Origin of the sequence: Ramlibacter rhizophilus (assembly GCF_004681965.1) — a bacterium.
GTDB classification, from domain to species: domain Bacteria; phylum Pseudomonadota; class Gammaproteobacteria; order Burkholderiales; family Burkholderiaceae_C; genus Ramlibacter; species Ramlibacter rhizophilus.
Map to the genome: position 1 here is coordinate 497,808 of NZ_SMLL01000001.1, position 17,994 is coordinate 515,801.

General features: G+C 68.9%; 13 protein-coding genes. 6 read left to right on the forward strand and 7 right to left on the reverse strand.

Features of this window, described 5'->3' with window-relative positions:
* Positions 1-68 precede the first annotated feature (68 nt).
* The 4 genes from EZ242_RS02355 to EZ242_RS02370 form a co-directional block, all read right to left on the reverse strand.
* On the reverse strand, positions 69-926 hold the full coding sequence (locus EZ242_RS02355) for an ABC transporter ATP-binding protein (RefSeq protein ID WP_135283493.1): 858 nt from the start codon (positions 924-926) through the stop codon (positions 69-71).
* Positions 927-939: 13 nt separating this feature from the next.
* Positions 940-1,800: a nitrate ABC transporter permease gene (gene ntrB / locus EZ242_RS02360; RefSeq protein WP_135283494.1), complete on the reverse strand. Its 861-nt coding sequence runs from the start codon at positions 1,798-1,800 to the stop codon at positions 940-942.
* Between the two features lie 10 nt (positions 1,801-1,810).
* Positions 1,811-3,115, reverse strand: coding sequence for a CmpA/NrtA family ABC transporter substrate-binding protein (locus tag EZ242_RS02365; protein WP_135283495.1), 1,305 nt, complete (start codon positions 3,113-3,115; stop codon positions 1,811-1,813).
* Between the two features lie 410 nt (positions 3,116-3,525).
* Positions 3,526-4,794 carry a nitrate regulatory protein gene (locus tag EZ242_RS02370; protein WP_135283496.1) on the reverse strand — a complete coding sequence of 423 codons (1,269 nt, stop codon included), beginning with the start codon at positions 4,792-4,794 and terminating at the stop codon, positions 3,526-3,528.
* A 64-nt stretch (positions 4,795-4,858) separates the two neighbouring features.
* Between EZ242_RS02370 and tsaD the strand changes: the two genes are divergently transcribed.
* Entirely contained in the window at positions 4,859-5,896 is a 1,038-nt protein-coding gene (tsaD, locus tag EZ242_RS02375) for a tRNA (adenosine(37)-N6)-threonylcarbamoyltransferase complex transferase subunit TsaD (protein ID WP_135283497.1), read from the forward strand.
* On the opposite strand, the gene EZ242_RS02380 is transcribed toward tsaD, so the two are convergent.
* The 3 genes from EZ242_RS02380 to EZ242_RS02390 form a co-directional block, all read right to left on the reverse strand.
* Positions 5,893-8,661 carry a hypothetical protein gene (locus EZ242_RS02380; RefSeq protein WP_135283498.1) on the reverse strand — a complete coding sequence of 923 codons (2,769 nt, stop codon included), beginning with the start codon at positions 8,659-8,661 and terminating at the stop codon, positions 5,893-5,895. The two genes, tsaD and EZ242_RS02380, sit on opposite strands and share 4 nt — an antisense overlap.
* 136 nt (positions 8,662-8,797) lie before the next feature.
* Positions 8,798-10,942 carry a hypothetical protein gene (locus EZ242_RS02385; RefSeq protein ID WP_135283499.1) on the reverse strand — a complete coding sequence of 715 codons (2,145 nt, stop codon included), beginning with the start codon at positions 10,940-10,942 and terminating at the stop codon, positions 8,798-8,800.
* 145 nt (positions 10,943-11,087) lie between these two features.
* Positions 11,088-11,465: an Hsp20/alpha crystallin family protein gene (locus tag EZ242_RS02390; protein ID WP_135283500.1), complete on the reverse strand. Its 378-nt coding sequence runs from the start codon at positions 11,463-11,465 to the stop codon at positions 11,088-11,090.
* A gap of 128 nt (positions 11,466-11,593) precedes the next feature.
* Between EZ242_RS02390 and EZ242_RS02395 the strand changes: the two genes are divergently transcribed.
* The 5 genes from EZ242_RS02395 to EZ242_RS02415 all read left to right on the forward strand — a co-directional run bounded on the left by EZ242_RS02395 (position 11,594) and on the right by EZ242_RS02415 (position 17,985).
* Positions 11,594-12,871, forward strand: a complete 1,278-nt coding sequence (locus EZ242_RS02395) for a branched-chain amino acid ABC transporter substrate-binding protein (protein ID WP_135283501.1) — start codon at positions 11,594-11,596, stop codon at positions 12,869-12,871.
* A 119-nt stretch (positions 12,872-12,990) separates the two neighbouring features.
* On the forward strand, positions 12,991-14,211 hold the full coding sequence (locus EZ242_RS02400; protein ID WP_420821228.1) for a pyridoxal phosphate-dependent aminotransferase: 1,221 nt from the start codon (positions 12,991-12,993) through the stop codon (positions 14,209-14,211).
* A 133-nt stretch (positions 14,212-14,344) separates the two neighbouring features.
* Positions 14,345-14,608 (forward strand): 30S ribosomal protein S15, encoded by a 264-nt coding sequence (rpsO, locus tag EZ242_RS02405; RefSeq protein WP_135283503.1) that lies wholly within the window; start codon positions 14,345-14,347, stop codon positions 14,606-14,608.
* Positions 14,609-14,790: 182 nt separating this feature from the next.
* Positions 14,791-16,929 carry a polyribonucleotide nucleotidyltransferase gene (gene pnp / locus EZ242_RS02410; RefSeq protein WP_135283504.1) on the forward strand — a complete coding sequence of 713 codons (2,139 nt, stop codon included), beginning with the start codon at positions 14,791-14,793 and terminating at the stop codon, positions 16,927-16,929.
* Positions 16,930-16,998: 69 nt separating this feature from the next.
* Positions 16,999-17,985: an NAD(P)H-quinone oxidoreductase gene (locus EZ242_RS02415; RefSeq protein ID WP_135283505.1), complete on the forward strand. Its 987-nt coding sequence runs from the start codon at positions 16,999-17,001 to the stop codon at positions 17,983-17,985.
* The last annotated feature ends 9 nt before the right edge of the window (positions 17,986-17,994 follow it).

The following is a 17,994-nucleotide window of genomic DNA, read 5'->3' on the forward strand; positions in this document are numbered from 1 at the left end:
GCCAGGCCACTTCTCTCGTGGCCCCCATCCCAGCCTTCCCCCAGAGGGGGAAGGTGTCCAAGGCCTTCTCAAGCCTGCAAGGCCGCCGGCTCGCGCGTGCGGGCCTTCATGGAGCGCGCCGGGCTGATCGGCTCCACCTTGCGCTGCTTCTCGTACAGGAAGCTCAGGATCTCCTGCCGGCAGTGGTTGTAGGTGGGGTTCTCGACCAGCTCGATGCGGCTGCGCGGCCGCGGCAGGTCCACGGTGAGGATCTGGCCGATGGTGGCGGCCGGTCCGTTGGTCATCATGACCACGCGGTCGGACATGAGCACGGCCTCGTCCACGTCGTGCGTGATCATGAGCACGGTGTTGCCCAGTTCGGCCTGGATGCGGATCACCTCGTCTTGCAGGTGGGCGCGGGTGAGGGCGTCCAGCGCGCCGAAGGGCTCGTCCAGCAGCAGCACCTTGGGTTCCATGGCCAGCGCGCGGGCGATGCCCACGCGCTGCTTCATGCCCCCGGAGATCTGCGAGGGCAGGCGGTCCAGCGCGTGGCTCATGTTGACCATGGCCAGGTTGTGCAGGATCCACTCGCGGCGCTCGGCCTTGCTGCGGCTGCGCCCGAAGATCTTGTCCACGGCGATTTCCACGTTCTGGTAGACCGTGAGCCAGGGCAGGAGCGAATGGTTCTGGAACACCACGGCGCGGTCCGGGCCCGGGCCGCTCACCTCGCGGCCGGCCAGCAGCACGCCGCCGGAGGTGGCCTCGAGCAGGCCCGCCACGATGTTCAGCACGGTGGACTTGCCGCAGCCGGAATGGCCGATCAGCGAGATGTATTCGCCGCGCCGCACGTCCAGGTCGATGCCCTTGAGTACCGGGTTGGTGCCGCCGTTGCCGGTGAACACCATGTCCACCTTGGACAGGGAGAGGTAGTTCTTGTCGTCGTCCATGAGGGGTTCTCCTTCAGCTCGCGGAGGTGCCGCGGGTGATGCGGTGGCCGACCAGGGCGACGAGGCGGTCCAGCGTGAAGCCGACCAGGCCGACGTAGACCAGGGCCAGGATGATGTCGCTGATGCGGGACGAGTTCCACGCGTCCCAGATGAAGAAGCCGATGCCCACGCCGCCGATCAGCATCTCGGCCGCGATGATCGCCAGCCACGACAGGCCGACCCCGATGCGCAGGCCCGAGAAGATGTACGGGGCGGCGGCCGGCAGCATGATCTTGCCGAAGTACTCCAGGCCGTTGAGGCGGATCACGCGGGCGACGTTGCGGTAGTCCTCCGGGATGTTTCGGATGCCCACCGAGGTGTTGATGATGATCGGCCAGATGGAGGTGATGAAGATCACGAAGATGGCCGAGGGATGGCCGTCGCGGAAGCCCGCCAGCGAGATCGGCAGCCAGGCGAGCGGTGGCACGGTGCGCAGCACCTGGAACAGCGGATCGAGCCCGCGCAGCGCCCAGGTGGACTGGCCCACCAGCACCCCCAGGCTCACGCCCGCGATCACGGCCAGCGAGTAGCCGTAGGCCACGCGCTGGAGGCTGGCCAGCAGCTGCCAGCCCATGCCGACGTCATTGCCGCCGTTGTTGTAGAACGGATCGACGATCAGCTCCCAGGTGTCCTCGATCACCTTGAGCGGGCCGGGCAGGGCGGCGCCGGGGCGCGAGCCCAGCACATGCCAGATCAGCGCGAGCACGCCGATGACGATGAGCGGCGGCAGCACGCGCGCCGCGACGCCGCGCAGGGCCTGCAGCAAGGCGAGTGCCATGGGGCTGCGGCCGGCCGGGGCGAGCCGGATCGGCTCCAGGGTGTGCGTGGGGTGCATGGCTGCTCCTTCAGGCGCTCTTGAGGTACTTGATGGACAGGCTGTCCAGGTAGGCCTTGGGGTTGGCCGGATCGAACACCTTGCCGTCGAAGAACTTCTCCACGCCGCGCGAGGTGGAGGTGGGGATGTCCGAGGCCGCGACGCCCAGCTCCTTGGCGGCCACGCGCCACAGGTCTTCGCGGTTGACCTTGGCGATCAGCGCCTTGGTGTCCAGGTTGGGGGGCAGGTAGCCCCAGCGGATGTTCTCGGTGAGGAACCACAGGTCGTGGCTCTGGAAGGGGTAGCTCGCCTGGTCCTTCCAGTAGCGCATCTGGTGCGGGCTGTTGGAGACCACGCGGCCCGTGCCGTAGTCGAAGTCGCCCTTCATGCGGTCCACGATGTCGGCCAGCGGCGCGTTGATCCAGCGGCGGCGCGAGCAGATCTCGGCGACCTCGGCTCGGTTCTTCGGGTCCTCGCAGTACATCTGCGCTTCCATCACCGCCTTGAGCAGGGCGCGGGTGGCGTTGGGGTTGGCCTGCACGTAGTCGGCGCGCAGGGCGAAGGCCTTCTCGGGGTGGTTCTGCCAGATCTCGCTGGTGGTGTTGGCGGTGTAGCCGATCTTCTGGTGAATGAGCTGGTGGTTCCACGGTTCGCAGACGCAGAAGGTGTCCATGCTGCCCACCTTCATGTTCGCCACCATCTGCGCCGGCGGCACGACGATGGTGGAGATGTCCTTGTTCGGATCGATGCCGCCGGCGGCGAGCCAGTAGCGCATCCACATGTCGTGCGTGCCGCCCGGGAAGGTCATGGCCGCGGCGACCGGCTTGCCGGTCTTGGCCGCCTTGGCCTGCAGCGCCTTCTTGAACTCGCGCGTGTCCAGGCCGACCTTCAGGTCCATGTACTCGTTGCCCACCGAGATGCACTGGCCGCCCAGGTTCAGGCGCGCCAGGATGTTCATGGGCACCGGCACGTTGTTGGGCGTGACGGCGCCGGTGGAGATCAGGTAGGGCATGGGCGTGAGGATGTGCGCGCCGTCGATGCCGTTGTTCTTGGAGCCCAGCACGATGTTGTCGCGCGTGGTGCCCCAGGAGGATTGCTTGAGGACTTCCACCTCGGTCATGCCGTGCTTCTTGAAGAAGCCTTTCTCGTCCGCCACGAACAAGGGCGCCGCATCGGTCAGCGCGATGAAGCCCAGCTTGGCGGCCTTGGTCTCCAGGGCGGTGCCCTGGGCCGCGGCGGCAAGGGGCCACAGCCCGCCGGCGAGGCTGGCCGCGCCCAGCGCGGCCGAGCCCTTGATGACGGTACGGCGGGACACCGTGTTCGATTTGCTTTGCATGGGGACTCCAGGGTTTGCAGACGAGGAAAAAAGAAACGACGTCCATCGCTCCGTGCCTGGCGCGCTCGCACGCCAGGCACGGGGTGATGGACGCCGTTGTCCGATCAGGGGCGACGCCGTCCTTGGCGTCGCTCGTGACTCGATTAAGCAGGTACCGTGCCAGCGTCGTCCGACCCGCTGCGTGGGCAACGACCTGGGGAATGGCTGGCGCCGTGCACGGTTTTTGTGCGGTGCAGCGCACGGAATGCGTCAACGTGCCCCAAAGCCGTTCGGGTTGCGCTCCCCATCCGAGGTGCTCGAAGCCACTCCCTCCCCCTCTGGGGGAGGGTAGGGGTGGGGGCCGCGTGCGCCGACCGCGCTGCTTTCCGCGAGGCCCCCATCCCAGCCTTCCCCCAGAGGGGGAAGGTGCCTCAGCCGAATGAAGATTTCTTCGCGCCGTCCTGAGCCCCGTCGAAGGGCCTGTCCCGAGCGGGGAGCACCTCGGCCAGCGACAGCAGCGCCTCGGCCACATCCACCAGCCGCTTGTTCTGGTTCATGGCCAGCTGGCGCAGCGCTTTGTAGGCCTCGTCCTCGCTGATCTGGCGGTGGGCCATGAGCAGGCCCTTGGCACGTTCGATGGTCTTGCGGTCGTTCAGGCGCGCCCGCGCGGCTTCCAGCTCCCCGGACAGGTCTTGCAGCCGCCGGGACTGCGTCTGCGCCATCTCGAAGACGGCGCGCCCGAGCTGCCGACCCAGGGGCGCGGGCGCGTCGGGCTCGACCGGGCGGGCCTGGCCGAGCAGGCGGTCGAGCACGGCGCGCTGGTCGCTCAGGTCCTCGCGGGCTTGCGCGATGCGTCGCTCGCACAGCGTGCGCAGGTGCCGGGCGAGGCGGTCCTCGTCGGCGTGCAGGTCGTCGATGCGGCGGGTGCAGGTCTCGTACCAGGCGTCGCTGAAGGCGCTGTCCAGCGCGCCGTCTCCGGTGCAACCCAGATGCCGCAGGCGCGCCAGGTCGGCGGACCCGGGGGAGGGCGGGCTGGCGACACCCGCCGGCGCGCCTTCAGCCTGGCTAAAATCGGCGAAGACCTGCAGGCAGGACTGCTGCGATTCGATCAGGTGGCGCCACTGCTGCTGCCCGGCCGCGTCGATGTGCCCGGTGGCGAAGGACCGCGCCCCGAGCGCACGTTCCTGGCCGGCGAACTCCTTGCCCTGCATCAGGTGCAGCAGGGCGACCAGCGCGCGCGAGACGTCCGGGTCCGTGGCGCTGTCCGCCGCCTCGAACACCACGGCCAGCAGGCTGGCGATCAGCACGCTGAAGGCGGCGGTCGCCTCCGCGGCGACCAGCTCGTGGCCGGTGATGCGCTCGCGCAGCGCGGGCAGGCCTTCCAGCGCGTGCAGCACCAGCGCGATGCGGCTGAACAGGCGCGAGCCGTTGCCCACGGGCGTGGCCGAGGTCTCCAGCGCATCCAGCCACTGCCGCAGGCCGGCTTCGGCGCGCTCGCATTCGGCCTGTTGCTCGCGACGCTGGCGGGCGAAGCGCTGCCCCCGGGAGCTGAGGAAGACATTGCTGATGCCGCGCTCGCGCTGCAGGGCGTGCACCAGCCGGGCCACCGCGCCCACCAGCTCGCAGCTGCGTGCGAGCTGCTCCAGTTCAGCGATTTCGCACTGGCGCGAGGCGAGCAGGAAGGCGAAGGCGGAGGTCATCGCCGAGCCCGCTGCAACAAGCGTGCCCAGGCGTGGAAATCAGGCCGCCCGCTACACTGCCGCGATGCTTGTCCTGGGAATCGAATCCTCGTGCGACGAGACCGGCGTGGCCCTGGTCGAGTCGGAAGGCGAGGGCGTGCCGCGCCTGCTGGCGCACGCCCTGCACAGCCAGGTGGAGATGCACCAGGCCTACGGCGGCGTGGTGCCCGAGCTCGCCAGCCGCGACCACATCCGCCGCGTGCTGCCGCTGGCCGGCGAGGTGCTGGCGCGAACGGGCCTGCCGCTGGCCGACGTGGACGTGGTGGCCTACACCCGGGGCCCGGGCCTGGCCGGCGCGCTGCTGGTGGGGGCGGGCGTGGCCTGCGCCCTGGGCGCGGCGCTGGACGTGCCGGTGCTGGGGGTGCATCACCTGGAGGGGCACCTGCTCTCGCCCTTCCTCAGCGCCGATCCGCCGGAGTTTCCCTTCGTGGCGCTGCTGGTCTCCGGTGGCCACACGCAGCTGATGCGCGTGGACGGGGTGGGCCGCTACGCGCTTCTGGGCGAGACCATCGACGACGCCGCCGGCGAGGCCTTCGACAAGTCGGCCAAGCTGATGGGCCTGGGCTACCCGGGCGGGCCGGCCCTGTCCCGGCTGGCGCAGGAGGGCGACCCGGAGGCTTTCAAGCTGCCGCGCCCCCTGCTGCATAGCGGCGACCTGGATTTTTCCTTCGCCGGCCTGAAGACCGCCGTGCTCACGCAGGCGAAGAAGCTCGGGCCGGAGCTGCCCGCGCGCAAGGCCGACCTGGCGGCGTCCACCCAGGCCGCCATCGTGGAGGTGCTGGTGAAGAAGTCCCTGGCGGCGCTGAAGGCCACGGGGCTCAAGCGCATCGTGGTCGCCGGCGGGGTGGGGGCCAACCGGCTGCTGCGCGAACAGCTCGATGCCGCTTGCGCCCGGCGCGGGGTGCGGGTGCACTACCCGGAGCTGTCCCTGTGCACCGACAACGGCGCCATGATCGCCATGGCGGCGGCGATGCGGCTGCAGTCGGGCGTGGAGGCGGCCAGCGGGTCCTATGCCTTCGACGTGCGGCCGCGGTGGGAGCTGGGGGCGGTGCTGGCGGCTTAGCTCGCTGGACTGCCTTCTGTGGCTGGCTTCGCCGCAGCGGCCGACGCGGCGGGTCCGGCTTTCGTGTCCGTGCTGGCAGCGCGGATGCGTTGCATCAGTTCGTCGAAGTCGAACAGGGCGGTCAGGCCGAAATACTTTTCGGGCGGCTCCTGCTTGCCCTGGGCATTCAGTCGGATGGCGGTCCAGTCCAGCTCCAGCGCCCGTTCCTCCATGGCTTCGCGGGCCTGGTAGCCGCGCGTCCTGGCGAGCGACGTCAAGGTCTTGATCCGGGCCTCTGCCCGCGTGCGGGAAGGCTGGCCCTTGTCGTCTCGCAACGCCAGGGCCGCGAGGTATTCGGCGCCGGCCAGGTTCAGGCCCAAGGCCTGGGTGACGGAGGGTGACTCCCAGTCCGCGTCCGAGTCGAGGATGCGGCCGTCCGCATCGTGGGTCGCGAGCAGGGCCCTCACCTTGGAGATGTCCTCTATCACGGATTGCGCCAGGTGGGTGCTGCCCAGCACGGCTTCCAGCCCCATGCCCAGTTCTTCCGACGATCCGTCGAACGCGTCCTTCAGTGAGCGACTGACCACACGCGGCAGTTCGACGCGCCGCTCCGCGATGGACGTGCCGGGTTCGCAGCGCACGGTCCAGCCGGGGCCGAAGCTCACGTCGTTGTTGATGAAGCGCGGTGAGAGGCGACCGTCTTCGTCCACCGTGAACATGAAGTTCATGGGGCTGCGGTCGCCGTCGCGGATGAAGCGGCTGAACAGCTGCGCGTCCGCGAGCAAGCGGCGCAGGCGCCCGTCCGCGTGAGGTAGCGCCATGCGGATGAGAGCCGGGACGTAGCGGATCTCGCCCTCCGGAAGTGGATTTCCTTCGCGGTCGTGCCTCACCTGGACGCGCCGCTCCAGGCGCAGCACCGCCCCGTCCAGCCGGGCGGAGGTGCAGCCGCATTCGTGGGCATAGTCCTGCAGCACCTGCGGATGGCCGCCGATCAGGCGCGCCTGATCGGCGGTGAGGCGGCGGTTGGCGGCTCCTTCGGAGACGAGCTGGAAGCCGTCCACGAATTCCATGAGGCTCCCGGCTTCGAGGCTGCCGTCGATGTCGGCAATGGCGACCACGGTGGGAGGAACCAGGTCCAGGCCCAGATGCTTGCTGCACAGATAAGCGGCGGCCGACCGGCCGCTGAGATTGGGCTTGTCTGCAGGAATGCCGGAAGCACGGGCCATCTCGCCGATGTCGGTCTTTGGCGAAGGCTCGGGCTTGAAGACCATGGCGAGCGTCTCGTCGCCGCTTTGCAGGTCCATGCGCCAGACCGTGGCGACCGCGCCGCTGCCCAGTTTGCGCAGAGAGTCCGGCACGACGGTCGAGCGGCTCGCAGCCGCACTCAGTTTCACCGCCGTGTAGGGCACCCGCGCCCTTGCGCAGGGCGCGAGCTGCACCATGATCTGCTCGCGCGACAGGTGCATCGCAAGTCCGCGGGCGATGGCTTCCTTGGGCAGGCCGGCTCGGAACAGCTCGGCGGCGTCCTGGGCGTTGAGCTGTGGGACCGGGTCAAGGGGCGAGGGAACTTGCCCGGTGTCACGCTGCCATTCGGCCTCCACGGTGATGGCCATCACTGCCGTGAGAATGCGCAGTTCCTCAGCCAATCTCGTGCGGAAGTCCATGAAGGCGGGAGCGTCCCGGTAGCGGGCTGTCCGCTTGTTCATGTACGCCTCGACGTTCCGCTCCACCTCCTGCAGGGCAAGCATGCGCGCCCGGAGCTGATGGGAGGGCAGCGCGTGGTAGCGGTCCAGTGAGCCGAGCAGCCGAGCCATCGTCTTCGAGTTCTGCTTGATCACCAGGCCGCCGACGACCACATCGGGCTTGAGGATGTCACCGTTGGTCGCTCCGGTGGTCAGCAGCGAAGCGTGCAGCAAGCCGCTGGTGGGAAGCGTGTGCAACAGCTTGGTGGCCGAAGCCGTCGCGGCGTACAAGTTGGTTTCCGGTAGGCCGAGCGCCTCCGAGAGCGGACTGGTGCTGATGTCGGAGCGCGAAACGCTCATGCTGGCCGAGCGGGTGGCAAGGGCCGACTTGGCGTCCGACGGCGGGGTGGCCGCCGCATCGTCGCCCGGGTCGGCGGCATCGACCAGGCCCGGTGCGGGCTGGAGCACGTCCGCGATCGAGGGGGACTGCTGTCCGCGCGCCCGGGCGTCCTCGATCCTCTTCGCGAGTCTTTGTTCTTCGGCGACCAGGTGCGTGCCGAGCGTGCGGACGATGCCTTCGTACTTGCCGGCGGGCTTTTTCCCGAGGTAGGTATCGACGGCCTGACGCAGGCCGAGCAGGGCGCTCTGGCGAGCCACCAGCTCGTCGATCGGGCAGTCGTGGTAGGTCTGCAGGGCGGAGCAGACGTGCTTGTAGGTCTGCCCGTGCCGCCACACCAGCTTGCCTCCGATGACGACGTCCTTCGTGGGCTTGATGCCTTGCGCCTGCGCCTGCCGGTCCAGCCACGCGCGGTCCGGAAACGGGTCGCCCACGCGCACATCGCTCGCAGCGAGCGTGACGGCGGCGCGGTCGGTGACCCGGCGCGGACTCGGAGAACCGGCTTCGGGTGGTGACTTCGGGCTGGCGAGCGCCGAGGGGCTGGTCGGATCTGGCCGCGGACCGAGTGCCGTGGGACGAAGCCCGAAGAGGGACAGGCGCTTCGGCGGCGTGGCCTTGTCGTCCTTCCCACGCGATGTAGTTGGTGAGGCCGGGGAGGAGCCCGAGCTCTCGGAAGGGCGGCGCGCGAGGCGGCTGAGTGCGTCCATTGGAGTAATGAATTTGGATTCAGTCGAGCCGAGCCTAGCTCAGCCCGACGTGGTCGTCCCCTTTTCTGCGCCGCGCCCCTGCCAGAAATGACAAAGGGCGCCGCAGCGCCCATCCTGTTCTCTCACACGCCAGGCGTCATCCCTCCATGCGCTGAGCCCCATCCGGACCGCGGCGGGCCTTGGTTTCCACGGCGCCCGTGTCCCCCCGCGCAAGCGTCTGCAGTTCGGCCAGGTCGAACAGCGCCGGCAAGCCGAGAAGCTCCTGCGGGGCGGTCTTCAGCACGCCCCGCTCCCACTGCAGGATGCCCTGTTCCATGGCCTCGCGCGCGACGTAGCTGGTGACATCGGCGCGCTGCTGCAGTTTCGCCGCTGCGTTGCGCTGCCGCCAACGCTCGGAAGGCGTGGCCTTCAAGGCATCTCTCAGCCGCGAGCCGTCATGGTCGATGCCGAGTGCCGCTGCCACCTCCGGCGAGGCCCACTGCGCGTCAGTCTCCAGCACCCAGCCACGGCCTTCGTACTCCTTGAGGATCTCCTTGAAGGCGAGCGCGTCCTTGCGCGTGATTTCCACGGAAGCGTCGTCCAGCGGGCCGTGCAGCGCTCGTGCCAGGGCGTCGACGACGTCCAGGCTCATGAAGGCGTCGAACTGGCTGCGGTCGATCCGCAAGGGCAGGTTCGTGCGATGCGTCGCCTTGGTGGTCTTGGGTTCGATCTTGTCGGTGGCCCGTATGTTGGTACCGAAGCTCGCGTCGTTGTCGATGAGCCGCAGGTCGAAACCACCGTCCTGGCGTGGCACGAGCATGAAATTCATGGAGGTGCGATCCACCTGGCGCGTGAAGCAGTCCAACCACTGCGCGCTCACCATGTCCCTGCGGAAGGTGCCGCTGTCCACCGGCAGTGCGATGCGGATCGGAAGATCCCGCGGCTGCGTCAATGGATGCCCTGCAGGGCCGGTCCGTGGAAGTCCTTCCTCGTGGAACACCGGCACCTGCACACGCCGTTCGAGCTGGAGCACGTTGCCTGCGATCGACGCCGCAGTACAGCCGCACTGGAGCGCATACGCCGTCAGAGCGTCCGGGCGCGTTCGCAAGCCCTCGGCCAGTTTCGGCGGCAACTCGATGCGCACGGACCCGATGGAGATCGGCTGGCAGCCGTTGACGAGCCCCATCACGCTGCCCACCTGCCCATGCAGAATCGTCACGTCGGTGGGTGGCACCAGCGACAGGCCCAGGGCTTGGCTGCACAGGTAGGTCGCGCGTGCCCGGCCGGCGAAGTTCGGGGACTGCGCCTCGATGCCCGCCGCCTTGGCCGCGATGCCGATGTCGCCCCCCGGATTTTCCGGCTTGAACACCATGGGCACGGTCTTGCCGCCGATGCGAAAGTCCGCGCGCCAGACGGTGTTCACCGCTCCCGAGCCCAGCTCGGCGCGGCGGTCCGGCACATGGGCGGCCTCGGTAAAGGGCGTGTTCTCGGTCAGGACGCCGACGCAGACCCTGGCGCGCTCGCAGGCGCTGGCCACGAAGATCTGCGTGGCCGAGCGGCTGGCGGCGATGCCATGGATGATGTGTTCGGGCGCCACGCCGTCGCGCAGCAATTCGAGCATGTGCTGTGCCGGAAACGTCCCGTCGCGCGGTAGGGTGTCGAGCATCCCGCACAAGGACTCCACCGCGCGCCTCTCCTTGTGCACCTGGGCCAGCAGCTCTTTCATGGGCTCCTTGTGCCGATGGGCGTGTTTGCGGCCGTAATCCTCCAGCGCTGCTTCGAGCTCGATCACGGCCCTACGCAGCGACTCGGCATGCGGCGCAGGATTGCGACGGCCGTTCACGAGTGTGAGGTTGCCGTGGTAGGCGTCCAGTTTGCCCACCACGTTCCTCAGACCGGTCGAGCGCTTGTGCATGGTGAGGCCGGCAAGCACCACGTCCGCCTTGGGCTCCATGCGCAGCGTGGCGAGGAAGTGCTTGCCGTCCGTGAGGGGCCGCTCGCGCGGCTGGTAGGGTGGGACGCCGGTACGCCCTCGGCTGGCGTGAAAGCTGGGGGTGCCGGGCCCCGCCTTCACCGCTGCCGCCTTGCGGTCCGCCGGACAACTTCCCGCATCCACATTGGAGTTCTCGGCCTTCGAGGCGCGCGCCCGCGCCTGCGCCTGCAGCAGTTCGGGGGGCGCTTCGGTCACGGCCACGCGGCGCGCGCCCCAACGGCCTTCGCCAGCCCGCTCGGGACCGGTTCCCGAAGGACCGGGCCGAGTCGAGGCGGAGGACGGGCTGAGTCGTGCGGTCAGGAAGGTCAAGACGCGCTCCTGGAGCGCCGAGCTCTACAGTAAGCCGGCATCCGATTTGTAGTTCAAAACGGTTCGCTTGAGCGTCTCGCTCAGCCGTTCGGCAAAAAAAAGAGCCGGCAGGCGCCGGCTCCGTGTTGTCTGGGGTGCTTTCGCTTCAGCCCAGCGGAATCTGCCGCGCCCGGCTCACCGGCTGCTGCTTGGCCAGCTTCAGCGTCAGCACGCCGTTTTCCAGCTTGGCTTCGGTGGCATCGACGTCGATGTCCTGCGGCAGCTCGTAGGCGGCCTTGTACTGGCGGGCGGCTTCCTTGCGCGTTTCGATGCGCACGACCGGGCCTTCGACGTTGATGGACAGGTCGTCGCGGGCGACGCCGGGCACGTCCAGGGTGACCGTCCAGGCCTTCTCGTCTTCCTGCAGGCTCGGGCCCTGCGTGGGCTTGGTGAAGAAGGCATCGCTCACGAAGCGCTCGAAGCTGCGGTCGAAGGAACGAGAGGGCATCACGGCGCGGGTGCGGACGACGGGGGCGAAGAACATGGTGGGCTCCTGGATGAGAGGACGGGTTGAACGATTCACTTAAAATCCCGCGGCTTCGACTCGTTCAAAACAGCCTGGCCGCATGACATCCGATCTGCGAGCCCGGGCGTTCTTTTCAAGGGGGAACCATGTCCGTCCGACACCATCGTCGCCACGTATTGAAATCGCTGGCGGCAGCCTTATCTCTGCCCGTCCTGGCCCACGCGCAGGCCCCTGCCGCTCCCGTGAAGATCGCGATGATCGAGGCGCTTTCGGGCGCCTTCGCCAACACGGGCGAATCCGTCTTCCGCAACCTGGCCTGGGCCGTCGAGCGCGTGAACCAGCGCGGCGGCGTGCGCCTGGCCGGCGGTGCCCGGCCGCTCGTGCTGGTGCGCCATGACAGCAAGGGCCAGACCGAGGAGGCGCTGTCCGCGCTGCGCGCGGCCATCGACGACGGCGCGCGCATCGTGGTGCAGGGCAATTCGTCCGCCGTGGCCGCGGCCTTGATCGAGGCCATCGACAAGCACAACGAGCGCGAGCCGCAGCGCCGCGTCATCTTCCTCAACTACTCGGCGGTCGATCCCATCCTCACCAACGAGAAGTGCAGCTTCTGGCACTTCCGCTTCGACGCTCATGCCGACATGCGCATGGCGGCGCTCATGCAGGTGATCAAGGCCGACCAGGCGCTGGAGAGCGTGTATCTGTTCGGGCAGGACTACAGCTTCGGCCAGGCCGTGCTGCGCGAGGCCCGCCGGCAGCTGGGCGCGCAGCGTCCGGACGTTCGCATCGTGGGCGACGAGCTGCACCCCCTGGGGCGTGTCAAGGACTTCGCGCCCTACGCCGCCAAGATCAGGGCGAGCGGTGCGCAGGCCGTGATCACGGGCAACTGGGGCAACGACCTCACGCTGCTGGTGAAGGCCGCGCGCGACGCCGGCTACGAAGGCAAGTTCTACACCTTCTACGGCAATGCCCTGGGTGCGCCGGCGGCTATCGGGGACGCCGGCATCGGCCGTGTGGTCGCCGTCGCGGACTGGCTGCCCAACGTGCCGACCGCCGAGAGCGAGGCCTTCTACCAGTCCTTCCGCCAGCGCTTTCCCCGCCCGCAGGACGACTACGTGCACATGCGCATGCAGCTGCTGGTGGAGGCACTCGCCCAGGCGCTGGACAAGGCCGGAACCACGGAGGCCGTGGCGGTGGCGCGGCAGCTCGAGAACGTGCGCGTGGCCTTCCACGGCCAGGAAGGCCGCATGCGCGCGGCCGACCACCAGTTCCAGCAGCCGCTGGTGGTGGGCGTGATGGACCGCCAGGGTGCGCCGGGCGTCAAGTTCGACGTGGAAGGTTCGGGCTACGGCTTTCGCGTCATCCGCCGCATCGAGGCCTCCCAGGCGGAAATGGCGAGCAGCTGCCGCATGATCCGGCCTGATTAAAGAAGCTGTGAACGAATTCAGCACACCCGCCTCGGCCGCCAGAACGCGGCCCCTCCGCGTTGCAAATGCTCGCCATAGCTCAAGCTATGCCTGCGCTTTGCGCCTTGATCGGCCACCTTCTGGCGACCGCTTCGGGCGCGCCGAATCCATTCACAGCTTCTGAGCCCCGGAGCAGTACCGTGCGCACCGCCATCCTCGACCTCGAAGCCTCCCGCATCCGCGAGGTGGCCAACGCCGGCATCGGCCGCAGCGACGTGCTGGCCTTCTGGTTCGGCGAGAGCGACGAGGTCACGCCGGAGTTCATCCGCGAGGCAGCCATCGAGTCGCTGCGCCGGGGCGAGACCTTCTACGCGCACAACCTCGGCCTGCCCGAGCTGCGCGAGGCGCTGGCCGGCTACGCCAGCACGCTGCACGGGCCCATGGAGGCCGGCCGCATTGCCGTCACCTCCGGCGGCGTCAATGCCCTGATGCTGGCGGTGCAGGCGCTGGTGGACGCGGGCGACGAGGTGGTGGCGGTCACGCCGGTGTGGCCCAACCTGGTGGCGCAGCCGCTGATCATGGGCGCGAAGGTCTGCACCGTGCCGCTTCGGCCGGTCGAGGGCGCGTGGACGCTGGACCTGCAGGCCCTGCTGGACGCCGTGACGCCCGCCACGCGCCTGCTGGTGCTGAACGCACCCAACAACCCCACCGGCTGGACGCTCACGCGCCAGGAGCAGCTCGCCATCCTGGCGCACTGCCGCCGTACCGGCACCTGGATCCTGGCGGACGAGGTGTACGAGCGGCTCTACTTTGAAGACAGCGCAAAGGGCTGCGCCCCCAGCTTCCTGGACATCGCCGCGCCCGAGGACCGGCTGGTCGTGGCGCACAGCTTTTCCAAGAGCTTCCTCATGACCGGCTGGCGGCTCGGCTGGCTGGTGCTGCCGCCGGCCCTGGTCGAGTCCATCGGCAAGCTCATCGAATTCAACACCTCCTGCGCCAGCGTGTTCACGCAGCGTGCGGCGCTGGCTGCGCTGGCGCGGGCCGACGAGGTCACGCCGCGCGTGGTGGCGCACCTGCGCCGCTGCCGCGACGCGCTGGTGCCCCGGCTGCAGGCCTTGCCACAGGTGAGCGTCTCGCCGGCCCGCGGCGGCATGTATGCCTTTTTCCAGCTGGCGGGGCAGGGCGATTCGCTCGGTGTGGCCAAGCGCCTGGTGCGCGAGGCCGGCCTGGGGCTGGCCCCGGGCAGCGCCTTCGCCCCCGAGGCCGAAGGTTGGCTGCGCTGGTGCTTCGCCACGCGGGAGCTGTCGCGGCTGGAAGAGGGCGTGGAGCGCCTGGCAGGGTGGCTGGCTCGGCAGGGGTGACACGCGCGCTGGGCGGAAATCCCCGGCCCGCTATAATCCGGCGGTTCTGCGCGGCCCGTTCTGCGCAGGACACCCGCACGTTGGAGCCGCATTCCAGCATCCAACGCAAGTTCATACCTATCCAGGAATCCCCATGACCGCCCTCAACAAGGCCGAAGTCGTCCAGGCGCACGCGCGCGGTGCCAACGACACTGGCAGCCCCGAAGTCCAGGTTGCGCTGCTGACCGCACGCATCAACGAGCTGACCCCCCACTTCAAGACGCATGCCAAGGACCACCACGGCCGCCGCGGCCTGCTGCGCATGGTCAACCGCCGCAAGAGCCTGCTGGCCTACCTGAAGAACAAGGACGCCGAGCGCTACACCGCGCTGATCGGCAAGCTGGGTCTGCGCAAGTAAGGCCGGAACCCGCGAGACGCGCCTGAGTTGGTCTGACCGCTGACTCAGGCGCGTTTTACTTCGGAGAGACGGAAGACGGATACGCGCTGTGTCATTCCTTAGGGGTTGGGGCTTCCCGAGCTCCTAGGGAATGGCATCGTATTCGCCCGATGCCTCTCCTCCACCAGAGAGAGAGAACGCACATGAGCATCTTCAAGAAATCCACCAAGACCTTCCAGTGGGGCCAGCATCAGGTCAAGCTGGAGACCGGCGAGATCGCCCGCCAGGCTTCCGGTGCCGTGCTGGTCGATATCGACGACACCGTGGTGCTTGCCACCGTGGTCGCGTCCAAGTCCGCCAAGCCGGGCCAGGACTTCTTTCCGCTGACCGTCGACTACATCGAGAAGACCTACGCGGCCGGCAAGATCCCCGGCAGCTTCTTCAAGCGTGAAGCCAAGCCCAGCGAGCTGGAGACGCTGACCTCGCGCCTGATCGATCGCCCGATCCGCCCGCTCTTCCCCGAAGGCTTCTTCAACGAAGTCCATGTCGTCATCCACACGCTCTCGCTGAACCCCGAGGTGGACGCCGACATCGCCGCCATGATCGCGACCAGCGCTGCGCTGGCGATCTCGGGCATCCCCTTTGCCGGCCCCATCGGCGCGGCGCGCGTGGGCTACATCAACGGCGAGTACGTGCTCAACCCCGGCCAGACCCAGCGCAAGGAATCGCTGATGGACCTGGTCGTCGCGGGCACCGAGGCCGCCGTGCTGATGGTCGAGTCCGAGGCGCAGCAGCTGCCCGAGGAAGTCATGCTCGGCGCCGTGGTCTTCGGCCACGAGCAGGGGAAGGTCGCCATCGACGCCATCCACGAACTCGTGCGTGAAGCGGGCAAGCCCGCCTGGGACTGGCAGCCGCCCGCGCGCGACGAGGGCTTCATCGCCACCGTCACCCAGCTGGCCGAGGACAAGCTGCGCGCGGCCTACCAGATCCGCAGCAAGCAGGCCCGCACGCAGGCCCTGCGCGAGGCCACGGCCTCCGTGCACGAGGCGCTCAAGGCCCAGGGCACCGAGTTCGACGGCGTCAAGGTGGACGAGCTGCTGTTCAACGTGGAAGCCGGCATCGTGCGCAGCCAGATCCTGGCCGGCGAGCCGCGCATCGACGGCCGTGACACGCGCACCGTGCGCCCCATCGAGATCCGCAACGGCGTGCTGCCGCGCACCCACGGCTCGGCGCTGTTCACGCGCGGCGAGACGCAGGCGCTGGTGGTCACCACCCTGGGCACCGAGCGCGACGCGCAGCGCATCGACGCGCTGGCCGGCGAGTTCGAGGACCGCTTCCTGTTCCACTACAACATGCCTCCCTTCGCCACCGGCGAAGTGGGCCGCATGGGCTCCACCAAGCGCCGCGAGGTCGGCCACGGCCGCCTGGCCAAGCGCGCCCTCATCGCCTGCCTGCCGACCAAGGAGGAGTTCCCCTACACCATCCGCGTGGTGTCGGAGATCACGGAGTCCAACGGCTCCTCGTCCATGGCGTCGGTCTGCGGCGGCTGCCTATCCATGATGGACGCGGGCGTGCCCATGAAGGCGCACGTGGCGGGCATCGCCATGGGCCTGATCAAGGAAGGCAACCGCTTCGCGGTGCTGACCGACATCCTGGGTGACGAGGACCACCTGGGCGACATGGACTTCAAGGTGGCCGGCACCACCAACGGCATCACCGCCCTGCAGATGGACATCAAGATCCAGGGCATCACCAAGGAGATCATGCAGGTCGCCCTGGCGCAGGCCAAGGAAGCGCGCATGCACATCCTGGGCAAGATGCAGGAAGCCATGGGCGAGGCCAAGGCCGAGGTGAGCAACTTCGCGCCGCGCCTGTACACCATGAAGATCAATCCGGAGAAGATCCGCGACGTGATCGGCAAGGGCGGCGCCGTCATCCGCGCGCTGACCGAGGAGACCGGCACGCAGATCGACATCGCCGAAGACGGCACCATCACCATCGCTTCCACCGACAGCGAGAAGGCCGACGAGGCCAAGCGCCGCATCGAGCAGCTCACGGCGGTCGTCGAGATCGGCAAGATCTACGAAGGCCCCATCACCAAGCTGCTGGACTTCGGCGCCCTGGTGAACCTGCTGCCCGGCAAGGACGGCCTGCTGCACATCAGCCAGATCGCGCACGAGCGCGTGGAGAAGGTCTCCGACTACCTGAGCGAAGGCCAGGTGGTGCGCGTGAAGGTGCTGGAGACCGACGAGAAGGGCCGTGTCAAGCTGTCCATGAAGGCGCTCATCGAGCGTCCGGCGCGCGATGCGCAGCCGGCGCTGTCCGAGCCGCAGGATCTCTGATCCTGCTTCGCGGCAGGCCCGTGCGCGGGCCTGCCCTTCCCCGTCCGGCTGCTACCCGTCGCGACCGCCATGAAAGCCGTTGAAATCAGCCAGTACGGCGACCCGCAGGTCCTGCGGGCCGTCGAGCGTCCCGATCCCGTGCCCGGGCCCGGCGAGGTCCTGATCCGCGTCGCCGCGAGCGGCGTGAACCGGCCCGACGTCCTGCAGCGCAAGGGCCACTACCCGGTGCCCCCCGGCGCCTCGGACCTGCCGGGCCTGGAGGTCGCCGGCGTCATCGTCGATGGTGATGCCGATGCCATGGCCGCGGCCGGCCTCTCGGCCGGCGAGCGTGTCTGTGCGCTGGTGGCCGGTGGCGGCTACGCGCAGCTGTGCGTGGCGCCCGTGGGCCAGTGCCTGCCCGTGCCGGCCGGCCTGTCGGACGTGGAGGCCGCCTCGCTGCCCGAGACCTTCTTCACCGTCTGGAGCAATGTCTTCGACCGCGCGCGCCTCGCCCCCGGCGAGACGCTGCTGGTGCAGGGCGGCTCCAGCGGCATCGGCGTCACGGCCATCCAGATGGCCAAGGCGCTGGGTGCCACCGTGATCGTCACGGCCGGCAGCGACGACAAGTGCGCCGCCTGCCTGCAGCTGGGCGCGGACCACGCCATCAACTACCGCACGCAGGACTTCGTCGCCGAGGCCAAGCGCCTCACCGGCGGCGCGGGCGTGAACGTCATCCTGGACATGGTGGCGGGCGACTATGTGGCCCGCGAGGTCGAGTGCCTGGCCGAGGACGGCCGGCTGGTCATCATCGCGGTGCAGGGCGGCGTGCAGGCCGGCTTCAACGCCGGCCTGGTGCTGCGCCGGCGCCTGCAGATCACCGGCTCGACCCTGCGTCCGCGTCCGGTGGCCTTCAAGGCGGCCATCGCCGCGTCGCTGAAGGAACGCGTGTGGCCGTTGCTGGAATCAGGCGCCATCCGGCCTGTGATCCACAGCACCTTCGCGGCCGAGGACGCGCCCCAGGCGCATGCCCTGATGGAGTCGAACCAGCACATCGGAAAGATCGTGCTGACCTGGTGAACGAGACCC